The 18202-nt window shown below is 67.7% G+C and carries 19 protein-coding genes; 13 read left to right on the forward strand and 6 right to left on the reverse strand.

The window, feature by feature from the left end:
* Nucleotides 1–117 precede the first annotated feature (117 nt).
* A complete protein-coding gene (locus Hbl1158_RS15210; protein WP_234299724.1) occupies nucleotides 118–1581 on the forward strand; it encodes an SLC13 family permease in 1464 nt (487 codons plus the stop codon).
* Nucleotides 1582–1628: 47 nt separating this feature from the next.
* Here the strand turns inward: Hbl1158_RS15210 and Hbl1158_RS15215 are convergent, their stop codons facing one another.
* Entirely contained in the window at nucleotides 1629–3179 is a 1551-nt protein-coding gene (locus tag Hbl1158_RS15215) for a class I adenylate-forming enzyme family protein (protein WP_234299725.1), read from the reverse strand.
* A 174-nt stretch (nucleotides 3180–3353) separates the two neighbouring features.
* On the opposite strand from Hbl1158_RS15215, the gene Hbl1158_RS15220 reads away from it, so the two are divergent.
* Nucleotides 3354–4253, forward strand: a complete 900-nt coding sequence (locus Hbl1158_RS15220) for a UbiA family prenyltransferase (RefSeq protein WP_234299726.1) — start codon at nucleotides 3354–3356, stop codon at nucleotides 4251–4253.
* A gap of 39 nt (nucleotides 4254–4292) precedes the next feature.
* Here the strand turns inward: Hbl1158_RS15220 and Hbl1158_RS15225 are convergent, their stop codons facing one another.
* Nucleotides 4293–5060, reverse strand: coding sequence for an IclR family transcriptional regulator (locus Hbl1158_RS15225; RefSeq protein WP_234299727.1), 768 nt, complete (start codon nucleotides 5058–5060; stop codon nucleotides 4293–4295).
* Between the two features lie 643 nt (nucleotides 5061–5703).
* On the opposite strand from Hbl1158_RS15225, the gene Hbl1158_RS15230 reads away from it, so the two are divergent.
* Nucleotides 5704–7632, forward strand: a complete 1929-nt coding sequence (locus tag Hbl1158_RS15230) for an aconitate hydratase (protein ID WP_234299728.1) — start codon at nucleotides 5704–5706, stop codon at nucleotides 7630–7632.
* A gap of 66 nt (nucleotides 7633–7698) precedes the next feature.
* Here Hbl1158_RS15230 and Hbl1158_RS15235 read toward each other — a convergent pair whose 3' ends face one another.
* A complete protein-coding gene (locus tag Hbl1158_RS15235; protein WP_234299729.1) occupies nucleotides 7699–8928 on the reverse strand; it encodes an FAD-dependent monooxygenase in 1230 nt (409 codons plus the stop codon).
* A 172-nt stretch (nucleotides 8929–9100) separates the two neighbouring features.
* Nucleotides 9101–9862: an IclR family transcriptional regulator gene (locus Hbl1158_RS15240; RefSeq protein WP_234299730.1), complete on the reverse strand. Its 762-nt coding sequence runs from the start codon at nucleotides 9860–9862 to the stop codon at nucleotides 9101–9103.
* Between the two features lie 573 nt (nucleotides 9863–10435).
* Between Hbl1158_RS15240 and Hbl1158_RS15245 the strand changes: the two genes are divergently transcribed.
* The 8 genes from Hbl1158_RS15245 to Hbl1158_RS15280 all read left to right on the forward strand — a co-directional run bounded on the left by Hbl1158_RS15245 (nucleotide 10436) and on the right by Hbl1158_RS15280 (nucleotide 14751).
* Nucleotides 10436–11209: an SDR family NAD(P)-dependent oxidoreductase gene (locus Hbl1158_RS15245; protein ID WP_234299731.1), complete on the forward strand. Its 774-nt coding sequence runs from the start codon at nucleotides 10436–10438 to the stop codon at nucleotides 11207–11209.
* A gap of 137 nt (nucleotides 11210–11346) precedes the next feature.
* On the forward strand, nucleotides 11347–12300 hold the full coding sequence (locus tag Hbl1158_RS15250; protein WP_321169956.1) for a Phenylacetic acid catabolic protein: 954 nt from the start codon (nucleotides 11347–11349) through the stop codon (nucleotides 12298–12300).
* An 88-nt stretch (nucleotides 12301–12388) separates the two neighbouring features.
* Entirely contained in the window at nucleotides 12389–12760 is a 372-nt protein-coding gene (locus Hbl1158_RS15255) for a metal-sulfur cluster assembly factor (RefSeq protein ID WP_234299732.1), read from the forward strand.
* Nucleotides 12757–12969: a phenylacetic acid degradation PaaB family protein gene (locus Hbl1158_RS15260; protein WP_234299733.1), complete on the forward strand. Its 213-nt coding sequence runs from the start codon at nucleotides 12757–12759 to the stop codon at nucleotides 12967–12969. The genes Hbl1158_RS15255 and Hbl1158_RS15260 overlap by 4 nt, the downstream gene beginning before the upstream one ends.
* Nucleotides 12966–13727, forward strand: coding sequence for a Phenylacetic acid catabolic protein (locus tag Hbl1158_RS15265; RefSeq protein ID WP_234299734.1), 762 nt, complete (start codon nucleotides 12966–12968; stop codon nucleotides 13725–13727). Before Hbl1158_RS15260 ends, Hbl1158_RS15265 begins: the two co-directional genes overlap by 4 nt.
* A complete protein-coding gene (locus tag Hbl1158_RS15270) occupies nucleotides 13724–13930 on the forward strand; it encodes a hypothetical protein (RefSeq protein ID WP_234299735.1) in 207 nt (68 codons plus the stop codon). The genes Hbl1158_RS15265 and Hbl1158_RS15270 overlap by 4 nt, the downstream gene beginning before the upstream one ends.
* A gap of 54 nt (nucleotides 13931–13984) precedes the next feature.
* A complete protein-coding gene (locus tag Hbl1158_RS15275; protein WP_234299736.1) occupies nucleotides 13985–14467 on the forward strand; it encodes a GNAT family N-acetyltransferase in 483 nt (160 codons plus the stop codon).
* Nucleotides 14467–14751, forward strand: a complete 285-nt coding sequence (locus Hbl1158_RS15280) for a 2Fe-2S iron-sulfur cluster-binding protein (protein ID WP_234299737.1) — start codon at nucleotides 14467–14469, stop codon at nucleotides 14749–14751. Before Hbl1158_RS15275 ends, Hbl1158_RS15280 begins: the two co-directional genes overlap by 1 nt.
* 39 nt (nucleotides 14752–14790) lie before the next feature.
* Here the strand turns inward: Hbl1158_RS15280 and Hbl1158_RS15285 are convergent, their stop codons facing one another.
* Together Hbl1158_RS15285 and Hbl1158_RS15290 are read right to left on the reverse strand one after the other, a co-directional pair.
* Nucleotides 14791–15609 (reverse strand): enoyl-CoA hydratase/isomerase family protein, encoded by an 819-nt coding sequence (locus tag Hbl1158_RS15285; protein WP_234299738.1) that lies wholly within the window; start codon nucleotides 15607–15609, stop codon nucleotides 14791–14793.
* Nucleotides 15610–15693: 84 nt separating this feature from the next.
* A complete protein-coding gene (locus Hbl1158_RS15290) occupies nucleotides 15694–16548 on the reverse strand; it encodes a thioesterase family protein (protein ID WP_234299739.1) in 855 nt (284 codons plus the stop codon).
* Between the two features lie 197 nt (nucleotides 16549–16745).
* Between Hbl1158_RS15290 and Hbl1158_RS15295 the strand changes: the two genes are divergently transcribed.
* Both Hbl1158_RS15295 and Hbl1158_RS15300 read left to right on the forward strand, forming a co-directional pair.
* Nucleotides 16746–17471, forward strand: a complete 726-nt coding sequence (locus Hbl1158_RS15295) for an ABC transporter ATP-binding protein (RefSeq protein WP_234299740.1) — start codon at nucleotides 16746–16748, stop codon at nucleotides 17469–17471.
* Nucleotides 17468–18160, forward strand: coding sequence for an ABC transporter ATP-binding protein (locus tag Hbl1158_RS15300; protein WP_234299741.1), 693 nt, complete (start codon nucleotides 17468–17470; stop codon nucleotides 18158–18160). Before Hbl1158_RS15295 ends, Hbl1158_RS15300 begins: the two co-directional genes overlap by 4 nt.
* The last annotated feature ends 42 nt before the right edge of the window (nucleotides 18161–18202 follow it).

The following is an 18202-nucleotide window of genomic DNA, read 5'->3' on the forward strand; positions in this document are numbered from 1 at the left end:
ACGCCGGAGGGGTCCGTCGTCCCGGCGAAGAGCTGTCCGTGATCCCGGTAGCGAAGCCGCCGTCACCGCGGTAGGGAAGGGTTATTGTAGGAGGCGAGCGCGCGGACCCACAGGACGATGTCTGACCGACCCGGCCCGTTCGCCCGCCTCGAATCCCGGCTTCCGGTCGACGCCCCGTGGCTCTCGGTCCCCGTCGGGGTCGTCGCTGCGGGGGCGATACTCGCGGCTGCACCCCTGCCGACGGAGGCGGCACGGATGCTTGCGATCACGGCGTTCTGTATCGCGCTGTGGGTCGGCACGCCCGTCCCGCCGTGGCTCACCGGCGTCGTGGGGATCGGACTCATCGGGGTGAACTTCTCGACGGAACTGGCGCTGTTCGGGTTCCGTTCGCCGGCGACGTGGCTGATCGTCCTCGGCATTCTCATCGGGGAAGCGACCCGCCAGAGCGGCCTCGCAGGGCTCGTCGAGCGCCGCGTGATCGAGGTGATGCCGGCGGAGGCAGCGACCGACCCGCGGGCGGCGTACCGCTACCTCCTCGTCGCGTTCTCGGCCATCGGCGCGGGGTTCGTCTTCCTCGTTCCCTCGGCGCTGGTGCGCGTGCTGATCCTCGGGCCCGTCCTGATCTCCGTCGGCGAGCGCTTCACGCAGCGGCGGGCGCGGGTGGGGCTGTTCCTCGGGCCGCTGTTCGTCACCTACTACGCGGGTGCCGGTGTGCTCACCGGCTCGCTCGGCAACATCATCATCACCGGCATCACGGAGTCAGCCGCGGGCCTCTCGATCGGCTGGGTCGAGTGGCTCGTCTGGCTCGGTCCGGTGATGACGGTCCTCCGAACGGCCGTGGTCGTCGCCATCGCGTACGCCCTCTACCGCCCGACCACCGGCGACGCGCTCGCCGCCGACGCGGGCGAGGTAGCTGCTGTCACCCCGAATTCGAGCGGGAGCGAGGAAGCGACCGACGAGGGCGTGGTTGCCGGCGACGAGCGTCGGATGCTCGCGTTCCTGTTGGTCGGCGTGGCGATCTGGGCGACCGACGCGATCCACGGCCTCCACCCGCTGTACGGCGCGCTCGTCGTGGCGGTGCTGGTGTTCCTCCCGCGGGTCGGCGTCGTCGACCTGGAGGCCGCCGGCGACGCCGACTTCACGATCCTCTTTTTCCTCGGTGCCATCTTCGCCATCGCCGAGGGGCTCCAGCGCACGGCCTTCACAGACGCCGCCGCGGGCGCGATCCTGTCCGCCGTGCCCGCCGACGCGTCGCTCCCGGTCGTCCTCGGGGCCGTCTCGCTGGTCACGGCCGCACTGACGCTCGTGATGGAGGGGCTCGCGGTCGCGAGCGTCCTGACGCCCGTGCTCGTCGCGTTCGCCCGCGACGCGGGCGTCCCGCTGTTGCCCGTGGCGATGGTGGAGGCGGTGACGCTCGTCACCTACTTCTTCCCGTACCAGTCGGCCGTCCTCGTGGCGCTGCTCGGACTGGACGTCGTCGAGTCCCGCGAGGTGATCCGCATGGCGACTGCCTGCTCGCTGGCGACGCTACTCGTGCTCTTGCCGATCCAAATCGCCGTGTTCACCGTCGCGTTCGGCTGACCGACACGGAAGCCGACTCCGGGGTCGAGACCCCTAGCTCGCCCGGCTCACTCCTCGATCTCGTCGAGCACGGCGTCGCGCTTGATCTTCCCCGTGCTCGTGCGGGGGATCGACGCCGACTCCGACCGGACCGTGTAGTTGCGGGGGCGCTTGAAGTTCGCAAGGTCCGTCTCCTCGCGACAGAATTCGTCGAGGTCGTCCCCGGTCACGTCCGCGTCGGCGACGACGACGACGGCGCTGACGACCTTCCCCCAGTGGTCGTCGTCAACGCCGTAGACGAACGCCTCGTCGACGGCCTCGTGGTTTTCGAGCGCGTGCTCGACCTCGACGGGGTAGACGTTCTCCCCGCCGCTTTGGAACATGTTGTCGACGCGGTCGACGATGTAGAGGTAGCCGTCCTCGTCGACCTCGGCCACGTCGCGCGTGCGGAGCCAGCCGTCGAAGAAGGACTTCTCTTCGGCCTCGGGGTTGTCGATGTAGCCGCGGGCCATGCCCGGACCGCGGGCGATGATCTCGCCCTGTTCGCCGGCGTCGACGGTCGCCTCCGGGTCGGGGTCCTCGGTGATCGGCGCGGTCTCGACGACGCGCAGCTCGTAGGTGTGGGCCTCTTTCCCGATGGTGCCGTAGTGGCCCTCCTGGTCCTCTGGGTGTGCATACGAGAGGTTCGGGCCGGCCTCGGTCATCCCGTAGGTGTTGTACAGCTCCTCGCTGAGGTGCTCGTGGGTTCGTTCGACCAACTGTTCGCTGACGACCGACCCGCCCGTGCGGACGTACGTCAGGGAGTCGGTGTCGTAGTCGCCGTCGGCGGCCACGTCGTTCATCGCCGTCAGCTGCGTCGGCACGGCGAGCAGGCCGGTCGCGTTCGCTTCCTCCACCAGCGACAGCGCCGCCGCCGGGTCGAAGTCCGACTGCACGAGCACCGTCGCGCCCGCGAGCAGGTGCGGGTAGATCCAGGCGTCGCTGGAGACCATATGGTACCACGGCGTCGTCATCACGCCGACGTCGGTGTGGTCGATGCCGTGCTCCATCACGCCCTGGATCGCGCCGTACCACAGCTGTTCGCCGTCGAACGGCACGGCCTTCGGGAGGCTCGTCGTCCCGCTGGTGTAGAAGACGCTCGCGTCGCCGTCGGCGGGGAGACCGGGGTCGGAGTCGGCGGCGGCGGCCGCGAGGAGGTCCTCGTAGTCGACGACGCCCTCGATATCGACGTCTGCTTCGCCGGCGTGGACCGCGAACTCGAACTCGCCGCGGTCGAGCATCGCGCGCGCCGTCTGGACGTTCGCGTCGTCGAACAGCAGCGCCTCCGCGTCGGCGGCCTCGCACATCCGGACCAACTCGCCGGCCTTCGCGCGGAACGGAAGCTGGACGGTGGGGGTCCCCCGCTTGTGCCCGACGATCATCGACTCGATCATCTCCGGGCCGTTGACGCCGAGGCTCGCGAGGGGGCCGTCGTTCACCCGTGACTCCACGGCGTTCACGAGGCGCGTGGTCCGCTCGTCGAGTTCGTCGTAGCTGAACGTCCGTCCGTCGTCGGTCATGACGGCGGTCTCGGAGCCGTGGCACCGGACGGACCGTCGGAAGGCGTCGAGAAACTTCATGGCTCGTGGTGGTGTGTGAGCCACTCGCGCGAAGTATTAAATCTTCCATCGAGCGCGCGCCGTCGGTCGGGTCGTCCACGTGCGTCGCCGACGAGACGATCGCGACCGGAGGCTGTCGGGACCCGTCGGGCCGTCACCGACAGGCTTTCGCACGCTCGGAGGCGTGCGACCGGTATGGATCGGGGAGAGGCGGGAGATCCGAGGGGGCCGGCCGAGCCCGGATCGCCGGCGGGATCGCCGGTCCGAGCGCTCGCGACGCAGGTGAAGCCCCGGTTCATGGCTCCGGCCGTCGCGACCGCCGCCTTCGGCGCGCTCCTCGCCCCGGCGGTCGACCCCGTCGTCGCCGGACTCCACGTCGCCTGCGCCGCCCTCGCGGTGTACGTCGCCCACCTTCGCGACGAGCGCGTCGACGCGTACGTCCGCGGCGAGGAGGACCCCGCCGTTCCCCCCTCCGCGCTCCGGGCGGCTACTGTCGCCGCCAGCGCCGGCTTCCTGCTCTCGGTTGTGGGGCTGTGGGCGCTCGCCGGCCCGCTTCCAGCCGCGTTGACGCTCCCCCTGTGGCTGCTGGGACTGGCGCACGCGCCGTACCTCGACACGAACCCCGTCACCGTCTCGCTGGACTACCCGGTCGCGGTCGGGCTGACGATCGTCGGCGGCTACGTCGCACAGACCGGCGCGCTCCCGGCCCGGGTCGGGTGGGTCGCCGTCGCGTTCGTCGCGCTGCTCGCGGGCGCGACGATCACGCTGGACCGACTCGACCGGGCGTTCGACGCCGGGATCGGCAAACGAACCGTCCCCGTGGTCGTCGGCGACGCCGGGGCGGCCCTGCTGGCGGCCGGACTGGTCGCCGCCGCCGGGGCTGTGACGGTCGCCGGCGTCGCCGCGGGAGCGCTTCCCCGTCCGGTCCTTCCGTCGGCAGTCGTCCCGTTCGTCGCCGGGATCGCGAGCGCACGCGCGTCGCCGGGTCGAGCGACCCGAGTCCAGATGGCCGCGTCGTACCCGTTCGCCGGACTCGCGTTTCTGGGTCTGTGCGTCGGAACCTCCTGCGCGATCGCCGGTCGGCTGCCGTGGTAGCCCGTCGTCTTCACCGGCGCGGCGAGTCGTTCCCCCGCGTCAGCGGTACGCGAGGCCGACCTCGATGTCGTCCGCGGCCGCCCCGAGTCGCTCGGCCAACTCGCCGGTGCAGCGGTCGCGGTCGACCCGGTGCGCCGGGCCGGCGATCGCGATCGAGCCCTGCACCTCGTCGCCGTCGAACAGCGGGACCGCGACCGCGTGGATCCCGCGGAGGTCCTCCCCGAGGTTGAGTGCGAAGCCGCGCTCGCGCACGGTCTCCAACTCCGTCGCGAGCGCCTCGCGGTCGGTGATCGTCGCGTCGGTCATCGCCGGCAGCCCTGAGTCGGCGGCGATCTCGTCGACCTCCTCGGTCGGGAGGTGCGCGAGGATCGCCTTCCCGCCGGAGTTGGCGTGCATGTGCGCCCACGACCCGACCACGGAGTTGACGTTGATCTCCGCGCCGGCCGCGCGCCCGTCGATCACCATCACCCGACCGTTCTCGTGGACCATCAGCCACGTCGTCTCCCCGGTCTCCTCGGCCAGGTCGTCGAGCACGGGGAGGGCGACGTCGTACACCGCTCGTTGCGTCCGGACGTACTGACCGTGGCCGAAGAACTCCAGACCGAGGCGGTACTCGCCGTCGCGCCGCACGACGAACCCGTGCTCGCGCATCGTCGACAGGTGGCCGTGGACGGTGCTCTTGGCCAACCCCAGCGCGTCCGCCAACTCCGTCACGCCCGCGCCCTCTGACTCACGGATCTGTTCGACGAGAGCGAAAAGCGTCTCGTCGGACTTGACGCCCCTCGTCCCGTCCGTGTCCCGTTCCATGTGCACACCACCGCACGGGCCGTACTAACGCTTTTGGGGCGGGACGATCGGCCGCAGTAGCTCCGTCTCGGCGCGGCGTTCTACCGTCGATCCACTTGCTTCCGGCCGTGCTTCGCGCCGTCGCCCCCGACGTGGCACTCCCGATCACCCGACAAAACGCGTTCGATAGCAACGAACGATATTATGAGAACCCTGTGGCCCGTCAGACCGCTCTGTCGAGCGATCTTACTCGGAAAACCGGCCCGATACGCCGCTGTCGACTCCGTATTCCACACGCACGTTCATTACATACGTACACTTGTAACAAGCCGACGGTCGGCTTCCGATCCCGATCGGACGCTTTCGATCGCGTTCTCGATGTCGTTCGCCGATCCGGTCGTTCGCGAGTGAGCGGATTGAGGGACGCGATCCGAATACGTGTCTCCTCATCGTTCGCTGATGACGAACGAGTCGCTTCATCAAACGGCCCTCTGACGGAGGCGGAACGGCCGATCGAAGCGCCGTCGCGGCCGGGATGCCTCGCCGTCGCAATCCCGAACGTGCCGCGTCGCCGCGAAGCCGACGACGACACATCAGAGAGCCGCGTCGTGGTGATATCCCGACGCAACGCTTAATCTCTCGGTGGGCGGATCTCGACCGAGCAATGAGTTCCGACGCCTCGACGGCGACCGAGCGGGTCCTGCGCGATCACCTCCGAGACGGGGAGATCGCGCCGGGGGCGACCGTCGGTATCGACATCGACCAGGTGCTGCTTCAGGACGTGCTCGGCCCGCTCGTGTGGATGGAGTTCGAGGCGCTCGGGCTCGACGCCGTCCGCATCGACCCCGTCGTCACCTACGCCGACCACCAGGTGTACGGCATCAACGAGGCGGACGCCGATACCCACCGCTACCTCCGGACGGTGGCGCGTCGCCACGGCGGTCACTTCTCGAAGGCCGGCGCGGGCATCTGCCACCAGGTCCACCGCGAGCGGTTCATCGAACCGGGCGCGACCCTGCTCGGCAGCGACTCGCACTCGACGACGATGGGGGGGTTCGGCGCGCTGGGGATCGGTGCCGGCGGCCTCGATGTCGCCGTCGCGATGGCGGGCGAGCCGTACGCCGTCGAGGTGCCGGAGGTCGTCGCCGTCGAACTGACCGGCGAGCTTCCGGCGTGGGCGACCGCGAAAGACGTGATCCTCGAACTGCTCCGGCGCGGTTCGGTGAAGGCCGGAGTCGGTCGCGTCTACGAGTTCGTCGGCCCCGGCGTGGGGACGCTTTCGGTTCCCGAACGGTGTACGATCGCGAACATGACCACGGAGCTCGGCGCGACCAGCGGGCTGTTCCCCAGTGACGAGCGGACGCGCGAGCACCTCGCGCGGCTCGGTCGCGAGGACGCCTACCGTCCCCTCGCGGCCGACGAGGGGGCCGAGTACGCCGACCGGATCGCGGTCGACCTCTCGGCGATCGAGCCGCTCCTGGCCGCGCCGTCGATGCCCGACCGCGTCGCTCCGGTCGGCGAGTACGCTGGCGTCGACGTGGACCAGGTCCTCGTCGGCTCGTGCACCAACGGCTCGTATCACGACCTCGCGACCGTCGCGTCGGTCCTCGAGGGCGAGGCGGTCGCGCCCGACACCGACGCGGTCGTCGTCCCCGCCTCGAAGCGCAGCGTCCGCCTGCTGTCGGAGACGGGCGGCACGACCGCGCTGTACGACGCCGGCGTCGGGATCTCGGAGAGCACCTGCGGCCCCTGCATCGGCCAGGGGCACGTCCCCGCGCCCGACAGCGTCAGCCTCCGGGCGTTCAACCGCAACTTCGCCGGTCGTTCGGGCTCCGAGGACGACGCGGTGTACCTCTGCTCGCCGGCCGTCGCGGCCGCCAGCGCCGTCGCCGGCGAGATCGTCGACCCCCGCGAGACGGACCTGTCGCCGCCGACGGTGACCCTTCCGGACGACATGACCGGCGGGGAGACCGACGTGCTCGGCCCGGACCCGTCGGTCGCGGTCGACCGCGGCGAGACGATCGGCACGATCCCGGAGGGGACCCCGCTGGCGGAGTCGATCGCCGGTCCGGTGCTCATCGTCGTCGGCGACGACGTGACCACGGACCACATCGTCCCCGCGACCGCCGAGGTCATGTCGCTGTGGTCGGACCCGCAGGCGTGTGCGGCGCACACGCTCGCCCGAATCGACCCCGAGTTCGCCGACCGCGCCGCCGCGGCCGACGGCGGCGTCGTCGTCGCCGGCGAGAACTACGGGCAGGGCTCCAGCCGCGAAAACGCCGCGCTCGAACTCGCCGTCCTCGGCGTCGACGCCGTGATCGCCGAGAGCTTCGCGCGCATCCACCGCGCGAACCTCGTCAACTTCGGCGTCGTCCCGCTCGCGTTCCGCGACGCCGCGGATCGCGACGCGCTCGCGGAGGGCGACGCCGTCGCGGTCGACGGGCTCCGCGAGGCGGTCGTCGCCGGCGACGAGTCCGTGACCGTCCGAACCGACGAGGGGTCATTTGCGGTCGACCTGGCGCTGTCCGAGACGGATCGCGACGTGCTCGCGGCCGGCGGTCGCCTCCGGTACGTCGCCGAGGGCGGCGACTGAGACGGCGGTATACGTGGAGAACGCGGAGAACGAGGGATGCCGGAAACGGCCGGTTTCCCGGCCGGCTCAGTAGTTCCCCGTCGAGATGATCGGCGGGGCGGTGTGGGGGCCGTACGGCGCGTCGTCGAGGTACTCGCCCGCGGGCTCGAAGTAGTCCGCGAGCGCCGCGGCGGCCTCCTTGCGGAGGTTCGTGATCGGGTTGTCGCCCTGGAGGTACTCCAGGGCCGTGCCGGCGGCCTCGAGGTTGTACTCGGCGGCCGTCTCGCGCCGGGCGGCGTACAGTTCGATCTCGTCGCGTGCTGTCGGGCGATTCGCGTCGATGGCCGCGGCGATGGCGCTCGCGGCCTCGTCGGCGTCGGCGATGCCCGAGTTCATCCCGCGCGCGCCGAACGGCGCGAGCAGGTGTGCGGCCTCACCGGCCAGCAGGACGCGGCGGTGGTCGTCGACGAAGGTGTCGGCCATCACCTGCAGGAACTTGTAGCTGGACACCCACGTCACCTTGTCCTCGTACTCCTCGCCCATGACCGTGCGGACGAACTCGCGCATCTTGTCGTCGCTCACGAGTTCCTCCACGTCGTCGTCGGCGTGACATTGGATGTCGAGCCGCCACCCGCCCGTGAACGGGACGAGCATCACGTTTCGGCCGCCGACCTCGGGATCGTCGTAGTGGAACAGCCGCTCACACCGCCAGCGGTCGTCCTCGTCGTCCAGTTCGTCCACGTCGGCGATGATGAAGGAGTTCTCCGACTGGTCGCCGTCGAAGCTCGCGCCGATCTCCTTGCGGACGGTCGATCCGCCGCCGTCCGCGCCCACGAGGTACTCGGCGTCCCACTCGCGGCCGTCGCTGGTCTCGACGTGCACGCCGTCCTCGCCGGTCTCGACGGTCTCGACCTCGGCGTCCCAGTGGATGTCGATCCCGGCGTCCTCCAGCGCCTCGTGCATGAACTCCTCGGTCGTCTCCTGTGGGATGCTGGAGAAGTGGGGAATGTCGCCGTGCCCGCCGGGATTGTCGTACGTCCGCTCGAACACGTCCTTTCCGCGCCAGGCGGTCCGCCGGGTGGGCCAGACGAGCCCCTCGTCGACGAGGTCGTCCGCCAGTCCGGGGTGGACCCGGTCCAACGTGTGCAGCGTCGAGCCGTGGACGTAGATCGCGCGGCTCCCCGATCGGTCGCGGTCCTCGGGTTCCGCCTCCAGGATCGCCGCGGGAACGCCGCGAGCGTTGAGGGCGAGCGCGGTCGACATGCCGGTCGGGCCCGCGCCGGCGATGAGCACGTTCTCCTCGGTAGCACCACTCATAGGTATCACGTATTCCATCTCACAGCGTCGGCATAGCTATTGTGATCCCGGAGTCACCGGTCGGTGCGATCACGGTCGCCGGGCGATCTCCGAACCTGCCGGGACCGATCGCCGGTACTCCCGACGCGAGGTCGGTAGACTGCCGGTCGATGTCGCGGCCGAACGGCACTACTCAGATGCTGTACCGGTAGTTCAACGACACCTCGTCGGCGGTTTCCACGACGGCGCGGATCCTGCTACTGCGGTACTCCTCGTTCTGCAGCCTGCCGGTGGGACACGCGATCGAGATCGTTCCCACGACGTCGCCTTTCACGATGACCGGTGCGGCGATGATGCTCACGCCCACGTCCTGCTGGTCGCTATCGACGGCGTATCCGTCGCGTTCGATCTGATCGAGCTCGTCCCGCAGTTTCGCCATGTCCGTGATTGTGTGTTCAGTTATCTCCGGGAGCCCGTGCGTGTCGACGATCTCGTCGATTCGGTCGTCGGGGAAGTTCGCAAGCATCGCCTTTCCGGCGGCCTGCGTGTGGATGTGGAATCTGAGCCCCGGGTACGTCCCCATGTCGACCGTGGAGGTGTCGCCGTTGTTGTGGAGCAGCACCCACTCGCCGTCCTCTTCGAGCCCTACCTGACAGAGGTCGTCGGTCTCCTCCGAGAGCTTCCGCAGCGGTGCCCGCGCCGCGTTGAACAGGACGCTCCGGTACTTCAGCCGACTTCCGAGGCCGAGGAACCGGTACCCGATTCGGTAGGTTCCCCCGTCGTTGATCACGTAGCCGGTCGACGCGAGCGTCGTCAAATAGTCGTGTGCAGTAGCCCTGCTCACTCCCAACTCCGTGGCGACGGCCGACGGCCCGGCCGAGCGCTTGCGCTCCAACACGTCGATGACCTCGAACGCCCGAACGACCGTTTTCAGCGGGGTCGTATCTCCACCCATAGTGAACGATCATCGGTGTTTGTGATAAATCGTTCGAGATTGTCTGACGACGCCTCCGTGAGAACGAGGCGGAGGTCATATCGACAGTCTCGATTGGGTCCCGAACTCGCCGGTTCCGTCGTAAGTCTCTCGGTACGTGCGTTCTCCTACTTGATACCGGGCCTACGTCGATATATCTCACGGGGACTGAGCTCCCGATCGGCGAAATCTATTCGAGTATCTCTTACACACTTCGCCGACAGATCCATTACAGTACTAGCTTTGTAATTTTCTCCGCCGACTGAAGCGTACTTCCGGCAGGGATTCGGTATTACTACCGTACTAGGTCTGAAGACGCTGATACCGGACGAATTCGGATCGCCGATGGACGTCGAACGCTGTTCGAATATCTCTAACATTTGGAGTCGACGCCGTTCCGTCGGAGTCGGGCCGTCGCTCGCGGCCGTGGCGTCGCCGTCCGGCGTTCGACGGTCTGATCGGTAGTTCGGCGATGCTTGCGGGTTCTTCGGGGGATCATTCGCGACCGGGGCGAACGCTGGATATAACTGCGTCATGCGCGAGGGGACAGCCGTCATGAGTCAGCCAACGCTCACAGAACAGATCGGATTAGACGACGAGGTCGTGTGCGTCACAGGCGGTGCCGGCGGGATCGGGACGGCGATCGGGGAGACGGTCGCCGAGCTCGGTGCCGACGTGGCGCTGGCGGACGTCGACCTCGCGGGCGCGAGAGAGAACGCGGAGGCGCTGGAGGAGAAGTACGGTGTGAACGCCCTCGCCGTCGAGACCGACGTATCGTCGTACCCGGAGGCGGAGGCGATGGTCGAGACCGTCGCCGACGAGCTCGGCCCCATCGACGTGCTCGTGAACAACGCCGGCATCGCGTCGAACCAGCGCTTCGCCGACACCGACCCGGGCGACTGGGAGACGTGGATCGGGGTCGCCCTGTTCGGGACGCTGAACTGCACGCACGCGGTCATCCCGAGCATGGTCGCACGCGGCCGCGGGACGATCGTCAACTTCGCGAGCGGCTCCTACCGCGGCAACGACCCCGGACTCGCGGTGTACGGGGCCGCGAAGGCGGCGAACGTCTCGTTCACGAAGACGATCGCAAAGGAGGTCGGTCCCGACGGCGTGCGCGTCAACTGCGTCTCCCCGGGCACCGTCCGGACGCCCGCGACCGAGGACTGGCTCGACGCACACGAGGACACGATCGCGAAGTCGTACGCGCTCGAGCGGGTCGGCGAGCCCGAGGACGTCGCGAACGTGGTCGCGCTCCTGGCGGGCGAGGCGACCGGTTGGGTCACCGGAGAGGTCGTCCACGTGGACGGCGGCTACCTCCGACGGTAACGCCGAACGACCGTCGTTCTCGACCGACAGCCGTCCGTCGACGATATCCCGCCCGTACGACCGTCGGTTCGACGTCCGACGGGCACGCCGGCTCACGAGGTGGATTTTTATGCATGGGTTCCGTTGGCACAACCACGATGGCAGCCAAGAGCCCACCGGAGAGTGAGGAGAAACTGCAGCGTCAGATCCAGAACGGCCGGATGATCGAGTCGGTCGCGGAGATGACCCCCGGCTACCGGGACGCGGTGGTGACCCCGCTGAAGGTGAACGCGGACATCGAGCTGATGAGCGCGCCCGCGCTGTTCGAGCAGGCGATGAACGCGCCGAGCCTCGACGCGCGCAACGCCGAACTGTCGACCATTCAAGACGAGGTCGGCCACTCGTACATCTCGCTGCGGCTGCTTCGCAACCTCGGCGTCGACATCGACGAGTACCTCTACGAGCGCGAGCCCGAGGAGTGGCGGTCGGCGTACGCCTTCGAGATGTACCTCGACGACTTCGCCGAGCAGACCGTCTTCCACGCGTTCCTCGACCGCGGGGGGCTCGTCCTGCTCTCGGACATCTACGAGAACACCTCCTACGCGCCGTGGAAGCGGGCGCTGCTGAAAGTGGAGAAAGAAGAGCAGTTCCACATCCGTCACGGCGAGACGTGGTTCCGCCGCCTCGCGAACAAGAACGGCACGACGAAACGGAAGGTCCAGGACGCCGTCGACTGGCTGTTCCCGATGGGGCTGGAGCTGTTCGGGTTCCCGGACGACCTGAAGACCCGCACAGAGCAGCTCGACTACGGAATCAAGGGGCTGTCCAACGACGAACTCCGCCAGGAGTGGATGAGCCACGTCGTCCCGCTGTGCGAGGAGCACGACATCGACGTACCGGCCCACTACGACGCCGACGCGGACGAGTACGTCCTCGAGTTCGACTTCCCCGTCGCGTTCACCGACGAGGAGAAGCGCTGGCACTTCGACGACCCCGTCTCGTGGGACGACGTCCTCGACCGCTGGCGCAGCGGCGGTCCCGCCCGCGACGACTTCGTCGAGATGATCCAGACCGGCGACATCTACGACGGCGTCATCGGACACGGCGCGTGAGGCCCACAGCGAACCCACGAGCCATCCGAACCTGACCACGACCCCCCGAACACACCACCGAACAACAACACGACAACAAACACACAATATGAGCACACAGAACGTACGCGTGTCGGGATCCGGAATCGCGGCCGACGGGTCCGTCTCGGAGATCGAACGCCGGCTGGTCGAACGGATCGACGCGGAAGTAATGGACCCGCACATCCCGGTCAGCCTGGTCGAGATGGGCATGATCTACGACGTCCGGTACGACGCCGGCGACGTGACCGTGGACATGACCTACCCCTGCATGGGCTGTCCGGCCTACCAGATGCTGCAGGACGACATCGAGGAGAGCCTCCGCGGGTTCGACGAGGTCGACGACGTCTCGATCGAGGTCGTCTGGGACCCGGTCTGGTCGAAGGACCGACTCGACGAGGAGGTCCAACAGAAGCTGCGGGAGTCGGGGACGGCGATATGAACTACGAGGTGCTGACCCGGATCAGCCCGGGCGACGACCTGATCCACGTCGGGAGCGTCGAGGCCCCCTCGGACAAGCTGGCGAAGAACTACGCCGACACCACCTACGACGAGGAGGACTGGTCGGTGATGGTGCTCGTCCGGCGCGAGGACCTCATCAAGGTGACCGGCGACTTGAACGACGAGGTCGAGATGGGTGAGTTGGTATGACCGACGACTGGACGCCGGAGGCGGTCGACTACGTGCAGGCGATCGCCGACACGAAGCTGATGCTGTCGCATTGGTACGCCGAGCAGGCGTTCATTGGGCCGACCATCCAGGACAACATCGCGCTGTTCAGCCTCACGCAGGACGAGTACGGACAGGTGCGTCAGTTCTTCCTCCAACTCGAGGGACAGGGTCGCGACGCCGACTGGCTCCGGAGCGACCGCGACGGCGACGAGTTCTTCAACGCCGCGACCACCGACGAGGCGGCTCCCGACTGGACGCGCTTCGAGGTGCGGTTCGGGCTCACCGACCGCGCGGCACACCTCATGTTCGACGCCATCGTCCACGACGACTTCACCGGGCTCACGGACAAGATGAGCGAGGAGGAGTACTCCCACTTCGACTTCCACGACGGCTGGCTCGAACACCTCGCGGAGGCCGAGCCGGCGGAGTTCGAGGCGGCCCTCGAGGAGTCGCTGGCGGACGTGCTGGCGTTCATCGGTCCGGCCGCCTACGACGACGAGACCGACCCGCTCGTGGCGTCCGGCTTCACCGACCGCTCGGTCGCCGAACTTCGCGAGGCCTTCCTCGACCACCTCGCGGGCCTCATCGAGGGGACCTCCGTCACGGTCCCCGACCCTGATCCGGTGTCGACGGCCGAGTGGGACGAGCGTCGCCGCCGGCTGATCGGCGGCGGGATCGGACCGGACGTCCTCGAGACCATCCGGGGCGACCGGAACAAGGAGTTCGCCATGGAATGACACGAGTCGCGCCCGACGGCGGCGAGGACGCCGACGCGTCAGAGGACGGCCCGGCGTGTCCGTTCTGCGACTCGACCGACGTCGTCAGGGACTCGGGATTCGGCCCCGAGATCTCGAAGGAACAGTACTACTGCAACAGCTGTGAGACCCCGTTCGAGCGGATCAAGTTCGGGGAGTCCAAACGCCCCGAAACCGGCCGCTGACGGCGACACGCCCCTCCGGGGATTTAATAAGGACTCGGGGACAGAGTTTGCTGTATGGATATCACCGTTCGCGAGGCGAGATCGGAGGACGGCGACGCGCTCCTCGATCTGTGGTACGAGTTCACGGACCACCTCTCGGAGTTCGACGACCGCTACGGTGCCAAGGACGGTGCCGACGACCACTGGCTTTCGTACTTTCAGAACCAGCTCGTCGACTCGAAGTACAGCGCCGTCCTGCTCGCCGAGAGCGACGACGAGTTCGTCGGCGTCCTCGAGGTTCGGATCGTCGGCGAGCACCCGATCTTCCAACTGGAGCGACACGGCCAGATACACGGGTTGTTCGTGCGCGAACGCGCTCGCGACGAGGGCGTCGGCCGGGCGCTGCTGGAGGCGGCCGCGGCGTGGCTCAGCGAGGACCCGCGCGGCGTCGACTTCTACCGGGTCGACGCCATCGAGGGGGACGACGAGGCGGCCACGGCGCTTTCGGAACTGGGACTGACGCCCGTGAAGCACACGTTCGAGGGGAGGATCGACTGATGGTGGAGACGTACGAGGTCGAGTTCGTCGAGGAGGGCGTCACGGTCGAGGTGCCCGCGAACAAGTCGATCCTCGACGTGGCCGAAGAGATGGGACTCCAACTCCCCTACCGGTGTCGACGAGGGATCTGCGGCGTCTGTTGTGCCCAACGCGAGGAGGGAGGCGAGGTCGACCAGTCCGAGGGGATGTTCCTCTCGCCGTCCGAGGAGGAGGAGGGCTACGTGTTGACGTGTGTCGGCAAGCCCCTGTCGGACCTCCGAATCGAGACGAACTCCGCGCCGTGAGTCGGCTCGATCGGCCGCGTCGGTGACGTTCGGCGCGACCTACCGCCCGACGTACTCGGGTTCCCGGTCCTCTGCGAACGCCGCCATCCCCTCGGCGAAGTCCTCCGTCTGCGAGAGCGACACCCAGATGTGTCCGCCGTAGTCCAGTGCCTCCTCGTACCCGACCTGTCGGGTCATGTTCGTCGCGTCCTTGATCCCTCGGAGGGCCAGCGGCGGCTGCCCGGCGAGCGTCTCCGCGAACTCCTCGACTGCGTCGTCGAGTTCGTCACCCGGGTGGACCTCGTTGAGCGCGCCGTACTCCAGCGCCTCCTCGGCGTCGATCTGCTTGCCGGTCATGCACAGCTCCTTGGCGTTGCTGACGCCGATGATCGTCGAGAGCCGCTGGGCGGCACCCCCGCCGGGGAGGAGCCCGAAGTTCACCTCGGGCTGGCCGAACGTGCTCGACTCGCTCGCGTACCGGAAGTCGCAGGCGATGGCGAACTCGAACCCGCCACCCAGGCACAGCCCGTCGATCTTCGCGATCACGGGGGCATCGTACGACTCGATGGCGTCGGTCGCCTCGCAGAACAGATCCGGGATGAGCTTCCGGTCGTCGTGGTTCTCGAGCCCCTCCATCTCGTTGAGGTCGAGTCCGCTGCTGAACGCCTTCTCGCCCGCGCCCTCCATGATCACGACGCTGACGGCGACGCCGTCGGCCTCGCGGTCCAACTCCTCCAAGCGGTCGAACACGCCGATCATATCGTGTTGCATCTGTTCGTCGATCGCGTTCATCGCCTTCGGCCGATCGAGGGTGACGCGGGCGATACCGGTCTCGTCGTCGAAGCTCCACGACAGGGTCTCGAACTCGTTCTCGGACATCGAATTCGGATTCTCCGTGTACCCTATTAAGAATCGTGGGTGTACGAGGAGGTCGACCCTGAGCCGTGGTGGCGCGACCTCGAATCACTCGTCTCCGAATAGCTCGACCGCCTCGGACGGGAACGCGACGCGCTCTCCGTCGCCGCCGAAACAGCCGTACGTCACGTCGCCTCGGATGCAGATGTCGTCCGTCGCGGGACGCCGAAGCTGATATGCGATGTCGATCGAACGGTCGTCTGCATCGAGCGTCTGTCCGACGATCTCGATGTCGTCCTCGAACCGGATCGACCGCTCCAGCGTGAAATTCCAGTCGACCGGCACGAACGGGTACGTCCCGTCGGTTAGCGTCCCGAGCGAGTGCCCGCGGTCCTCCAGGAACGTCTCCAGACAGATCGACAGCTCGCGCGCGTAGTCCTCGAAGTAGCCCAGTCCGGCCGCCTCGATGTGGGGCGTCCTGAACGGGACCTCCCGCGTGAATCTCGCACCGTCGCCCTCGGGCGCGCGAGGGGTGATTTCGATCGGCTCGAGGCCCGCGGGTCCGCGGGCCTCGAGTTCCGCTCGGACGTCTTCCGGGACCGGCTCGGCCGTTCCCTCCGGCGTGATCGTGATCTGAACCATCCTGGCGGTGCCGAAGCGTTCCCCGTCTGCGGCCCGCTCGAACCGGTATTCGAACTGGACGTTGGTCTCGCCGACCGCGACGGGATCGACCCCGACGACGACTGTGTCATCGTACCGCGGATACCGGGACAGTTCGGCGTGGATCGCGACGGGGGCGTACGGAACCCCGCCCGCGTCGACGATCTCCTCGACGGTGTACCCCAACTCGTAGGACAGTTCCTCGGTCGCCTCGATCAGCAGGTCGAAGAACGTCGCGTTGTGCATGAACGGGCCGTACGAGAGTTCGCCGAACCGTACCTTGTGACGGAGTAGCTCGACCATGCGCCTTCCCACGATAACCGGGGTGAAAACCGGTCGGGATCCGGTAGATTCACTCGACGGTTCGGGTGAGGCGTACGGCATCGGCTCGCGCACCGGTGTCGAGACCGTGGAGTCCGGCTATCCATCGACGTTCGACCGGCCGTCGTCGGTCCAAGCAGGCAGGATTTATATTCGGTGGGGTACGTCACCAGATAACGATGCTAACGGCGAACGATGTGACGAAGACTTTCGGCGGGCTCGTCGCCGTCGACGACGTGGAGTTCGAGATCGGCGACGGCGAGATCGTCGGCCTGATCGGCCCCAACGGGGCCGGGAAGACGACGCTGTTCAACACGATCACGGGGATCCTCGACCCCGAGCCGGGCGCGTCGATCACCTTCGACGGCCGGGACCTCGTCGAGCTCGAAACCCACGAGATCGCCCGCCACGGCGTGATCCGAACGTTCCAGATCGTGCGCGTCTTCGACGAGATGAGCGTGCTCGACAACGCCGCCGCGGGTGCGCTGTTCGGCACCGAGGACTCCGTCTCCAAGGAGGAGGCCCGCGAGATCGGACGGGAGGCGCTGGAGTTCATCGGTCTGGCTGACAAGGCCGACCTCGAGGCGGGATCGCTCCCGATCGCCCAGAAGAAGCAGCTCGAGCTGGCGCGGGCGCTGGCGGCCGATCCGAAGCTCGTGTTGCTCGACGAGATCGCGAGCGGGCTCACGCCCGGTGAGATCGAAACCCTCACCGAGACGATCCGTCGGATCCGCGACGAGCGCGGGATCTCCGTGTTCTGGATCGAACACATCATGGACGCGATCATGGGGGTCGCAGACCGGATCATCGTGTTGAACAGCGGTCGAAAGATCGCGGAGAACTCCCCGTCGGCGATCCGCAACGACGAGGAAGTCATCGAGGCCTATCTGGGTGAGGAAGCATGATCGAGGCAGACGAGATCGACGCCTCCTACGGCGGGATACAGGTGTTGTGGGACCTCTCCGTGTCGGTATCGGAAGACGACGGCGTGGTCGCAATCGTGGGCCCCAACGGCGCGGGCAAGTCGACGCTCCTGCGGATCCTCTCGGGACTTCACCCCATCGACGACGGCCGGGTGACGCTGTGGGGAGAGGACATCGACACGCTCGAGCCCTCGGACATCGTCCGCAAGGGATTCGTCCACGTCTCCGAGGAGCGGAACCTCTTCGGCGAGATGAGCGTCAAGGAGAACCTCGAGATGGGTGCGTACACTCGCCGGGACACCCTCGAGGAGAACCTCCGTGAGATGTACGAGCTGTTCCCGGTCCTCGAGGAGCGCAAGGACCAGAGCGCCGGGTCGCTCTCGGGCGGGGAACAGCAGATGCTCGCGATCGCACGCGGGCTCATGGCGGAGCCGAAGATCCTCGCGCTCGACGAACCCAGCGAGGGGCTCGCTCCCCAGATCACGACTCGGATGTTCGAGAAGATCGAAGCGATCAGCGAGGACGTGACCGTGCTGATCATCGAACAGCACGTCCACCGCGCGCTCTCGCTGGCCGAGCGGGCGTATCTGCTGGAGAACGGTGAGATCGTCACCGAGGACACCGGCCAGGGACTATTGGACTCCGAACACGTCGAGCAGGCGTACCTCTGACTCGCCGCGGGCGTCGCTCGAAACTCACGCGGAGAACGGAGG

This window comes from Halobaculum sp. CBA1158, from assembly GCF_021431925.1.
Taxonomy (GTDB): domain Archaea; phylum Halobacteriota; class Halobacteria; order Halobacteriales; family Haloferacaceae; genus Halobaculum.

What these genes read in the sequence shown, in the direction of transcription:
- Hbl1158_RS15210 (WP_234299724.1), top strand. Translation starts at nt 118, where the DNA reads ATGTCTGACCGACCCGGCCCGTTCGCCCGCCTCGAATCCCGGCTTCCG.
- Hbl1158_RS15215 (WP_234299725.1), bottom strand. Translation starts at nt 3,179, where the DNA reads ATGAAGTTTCTCGACGCCTTCCGACGGTCCGTCCGGTGCCACGGCTCC.
- Hbl1158_RS15220 (WP_234299726.1), top strand. Translation starts at nt 3,354, where the DNA reads ATGGATCGGGGAGAGGCGGGAGATCCGAGGGGGCCGGCCGAGCCCGGA.
- Hbl1158_RS15225 (WP_234299727.1), bottom strand. Translation starts at nt 5,060, where the DNA reads ATGGAACGGGACACGGACGGGACGAGGGGCGTCAAGTCCGACGAGACG.
- Hbl1158_RS15230 (WP_234299728.1), top strand. Translation starts at nt 5,704, where the DNA reads ATGAGTTCCGACGCCTCGACGGCGACCGAGCGGGTCCTGCGCGATCAC.
- Hbl1158_RS15235 (WP_234299729.1), bottom strand. Translation starts at nt 8,928, where the DNA reads ATGAGTGGTGCTACCGAGGAGAACGTGCTCATCGCCGGCGCGGGCCCG.
- Hbl1158_RS15240 (WP_234299730.1), bottom strand. Translation starts at nt 9,862, where the DNA reads ATGGGTGGAGATACGACCCCGCTGAAAACGGTCGTTCGGGCGTTCGAG.
- Hbl1158_RS15245 (WP_234299731.1), top strand. Translation starts at nt 10,436, where the DNA reads ATGAGTCAGCCAACGCTCACAGAACAGATCGGATTAGACGACGAGGTC.
- Hbl1158_RS15250 (WP_321169956.1), top strand. Translation starts at nt 11,347, where the DNA reads ATGGCAGCCAAGAGCCCACCGGAGAGTGAGGAGAAACTGCAGCGTCAG.
- Hbl1158_RS15255 (WP_234299732.1), top strand. Translation starts at nt 12,389, where the DNA reads ATGAGCACACAGAACGTACGCGTGTCGGGATCCGGAATCGCGGCCGAC.
- Hbl1158_RS15260 (WP_234299733.1), top strand. Translation starts at nt 12,757, where the DNA reads ATGAACTACGAGGTGCTGACCCGGATCAGCCCGGGCGACGACCTGATC.
- Hbl1158_RS15265 (WP_234299734.1), top strand. Translation starts at nt 12,966, where the DNA reads ATGACCGACGACTGGACGCCGGAGGCGGTCGACTACGTGCAGGCGATC.
- Hbl1158_RS15270 (WP_234299735.1), top strand. Translation starts at nt 13,724, where the DNA reads ATGACACGAGTCGCGCCCGACGGCGGCGAGGACGCCGACGCGTCAGAG.
- Hbl1158_RS15275 (WP_234299736.1), top strand. Translation starts at nt 13,985, where the DNA reads ATGGATATCACCGTTCGCGAGGCGAGATCGGAGGACGGCGACGCGCTC.
- Hbl1158_RS15280 (WP_234299737.1), top strand. Translation starts at nt 14,467, where the DNA reads ATGGTGGAGACGTACGAGGTCGAGTTCGTCGAGGAGGGCGTCACGGTC.
- Hbl1158_RS15285 (WP_234299738.1), bottom strand. Translation starts at nt 15,609, where the DNA reads ATGTCCGAGAACGAGTTCGAGACCCTGTCGTGGAGCTTCGACGACGAG.
- Hbl1158_RS15290 (WP_234299739.1), bottom strand. Translation starts at nt 16,548, where the DNA reads ATGGTCGAGCTACTCCGTCACAAGGTACGGTTCGGCGAACTCTCGTAC.
- Hbl1158_RS15295 (WP_234299740.1), top strand. Translation starts at nt 16,746, where the DNA reads ATGCTAACGGCGAACGATGTGACGAAGACTTTCGGCGGGCTCGTCGCC.
- Hbl1158_RS15300 (WP_234299741.1), top strand. Translation starts at nt 17,468, where the DNA reads ATGATCGAGGCAGACGAGATCGACGCCTCCTACGGCGGGATACAGGTG.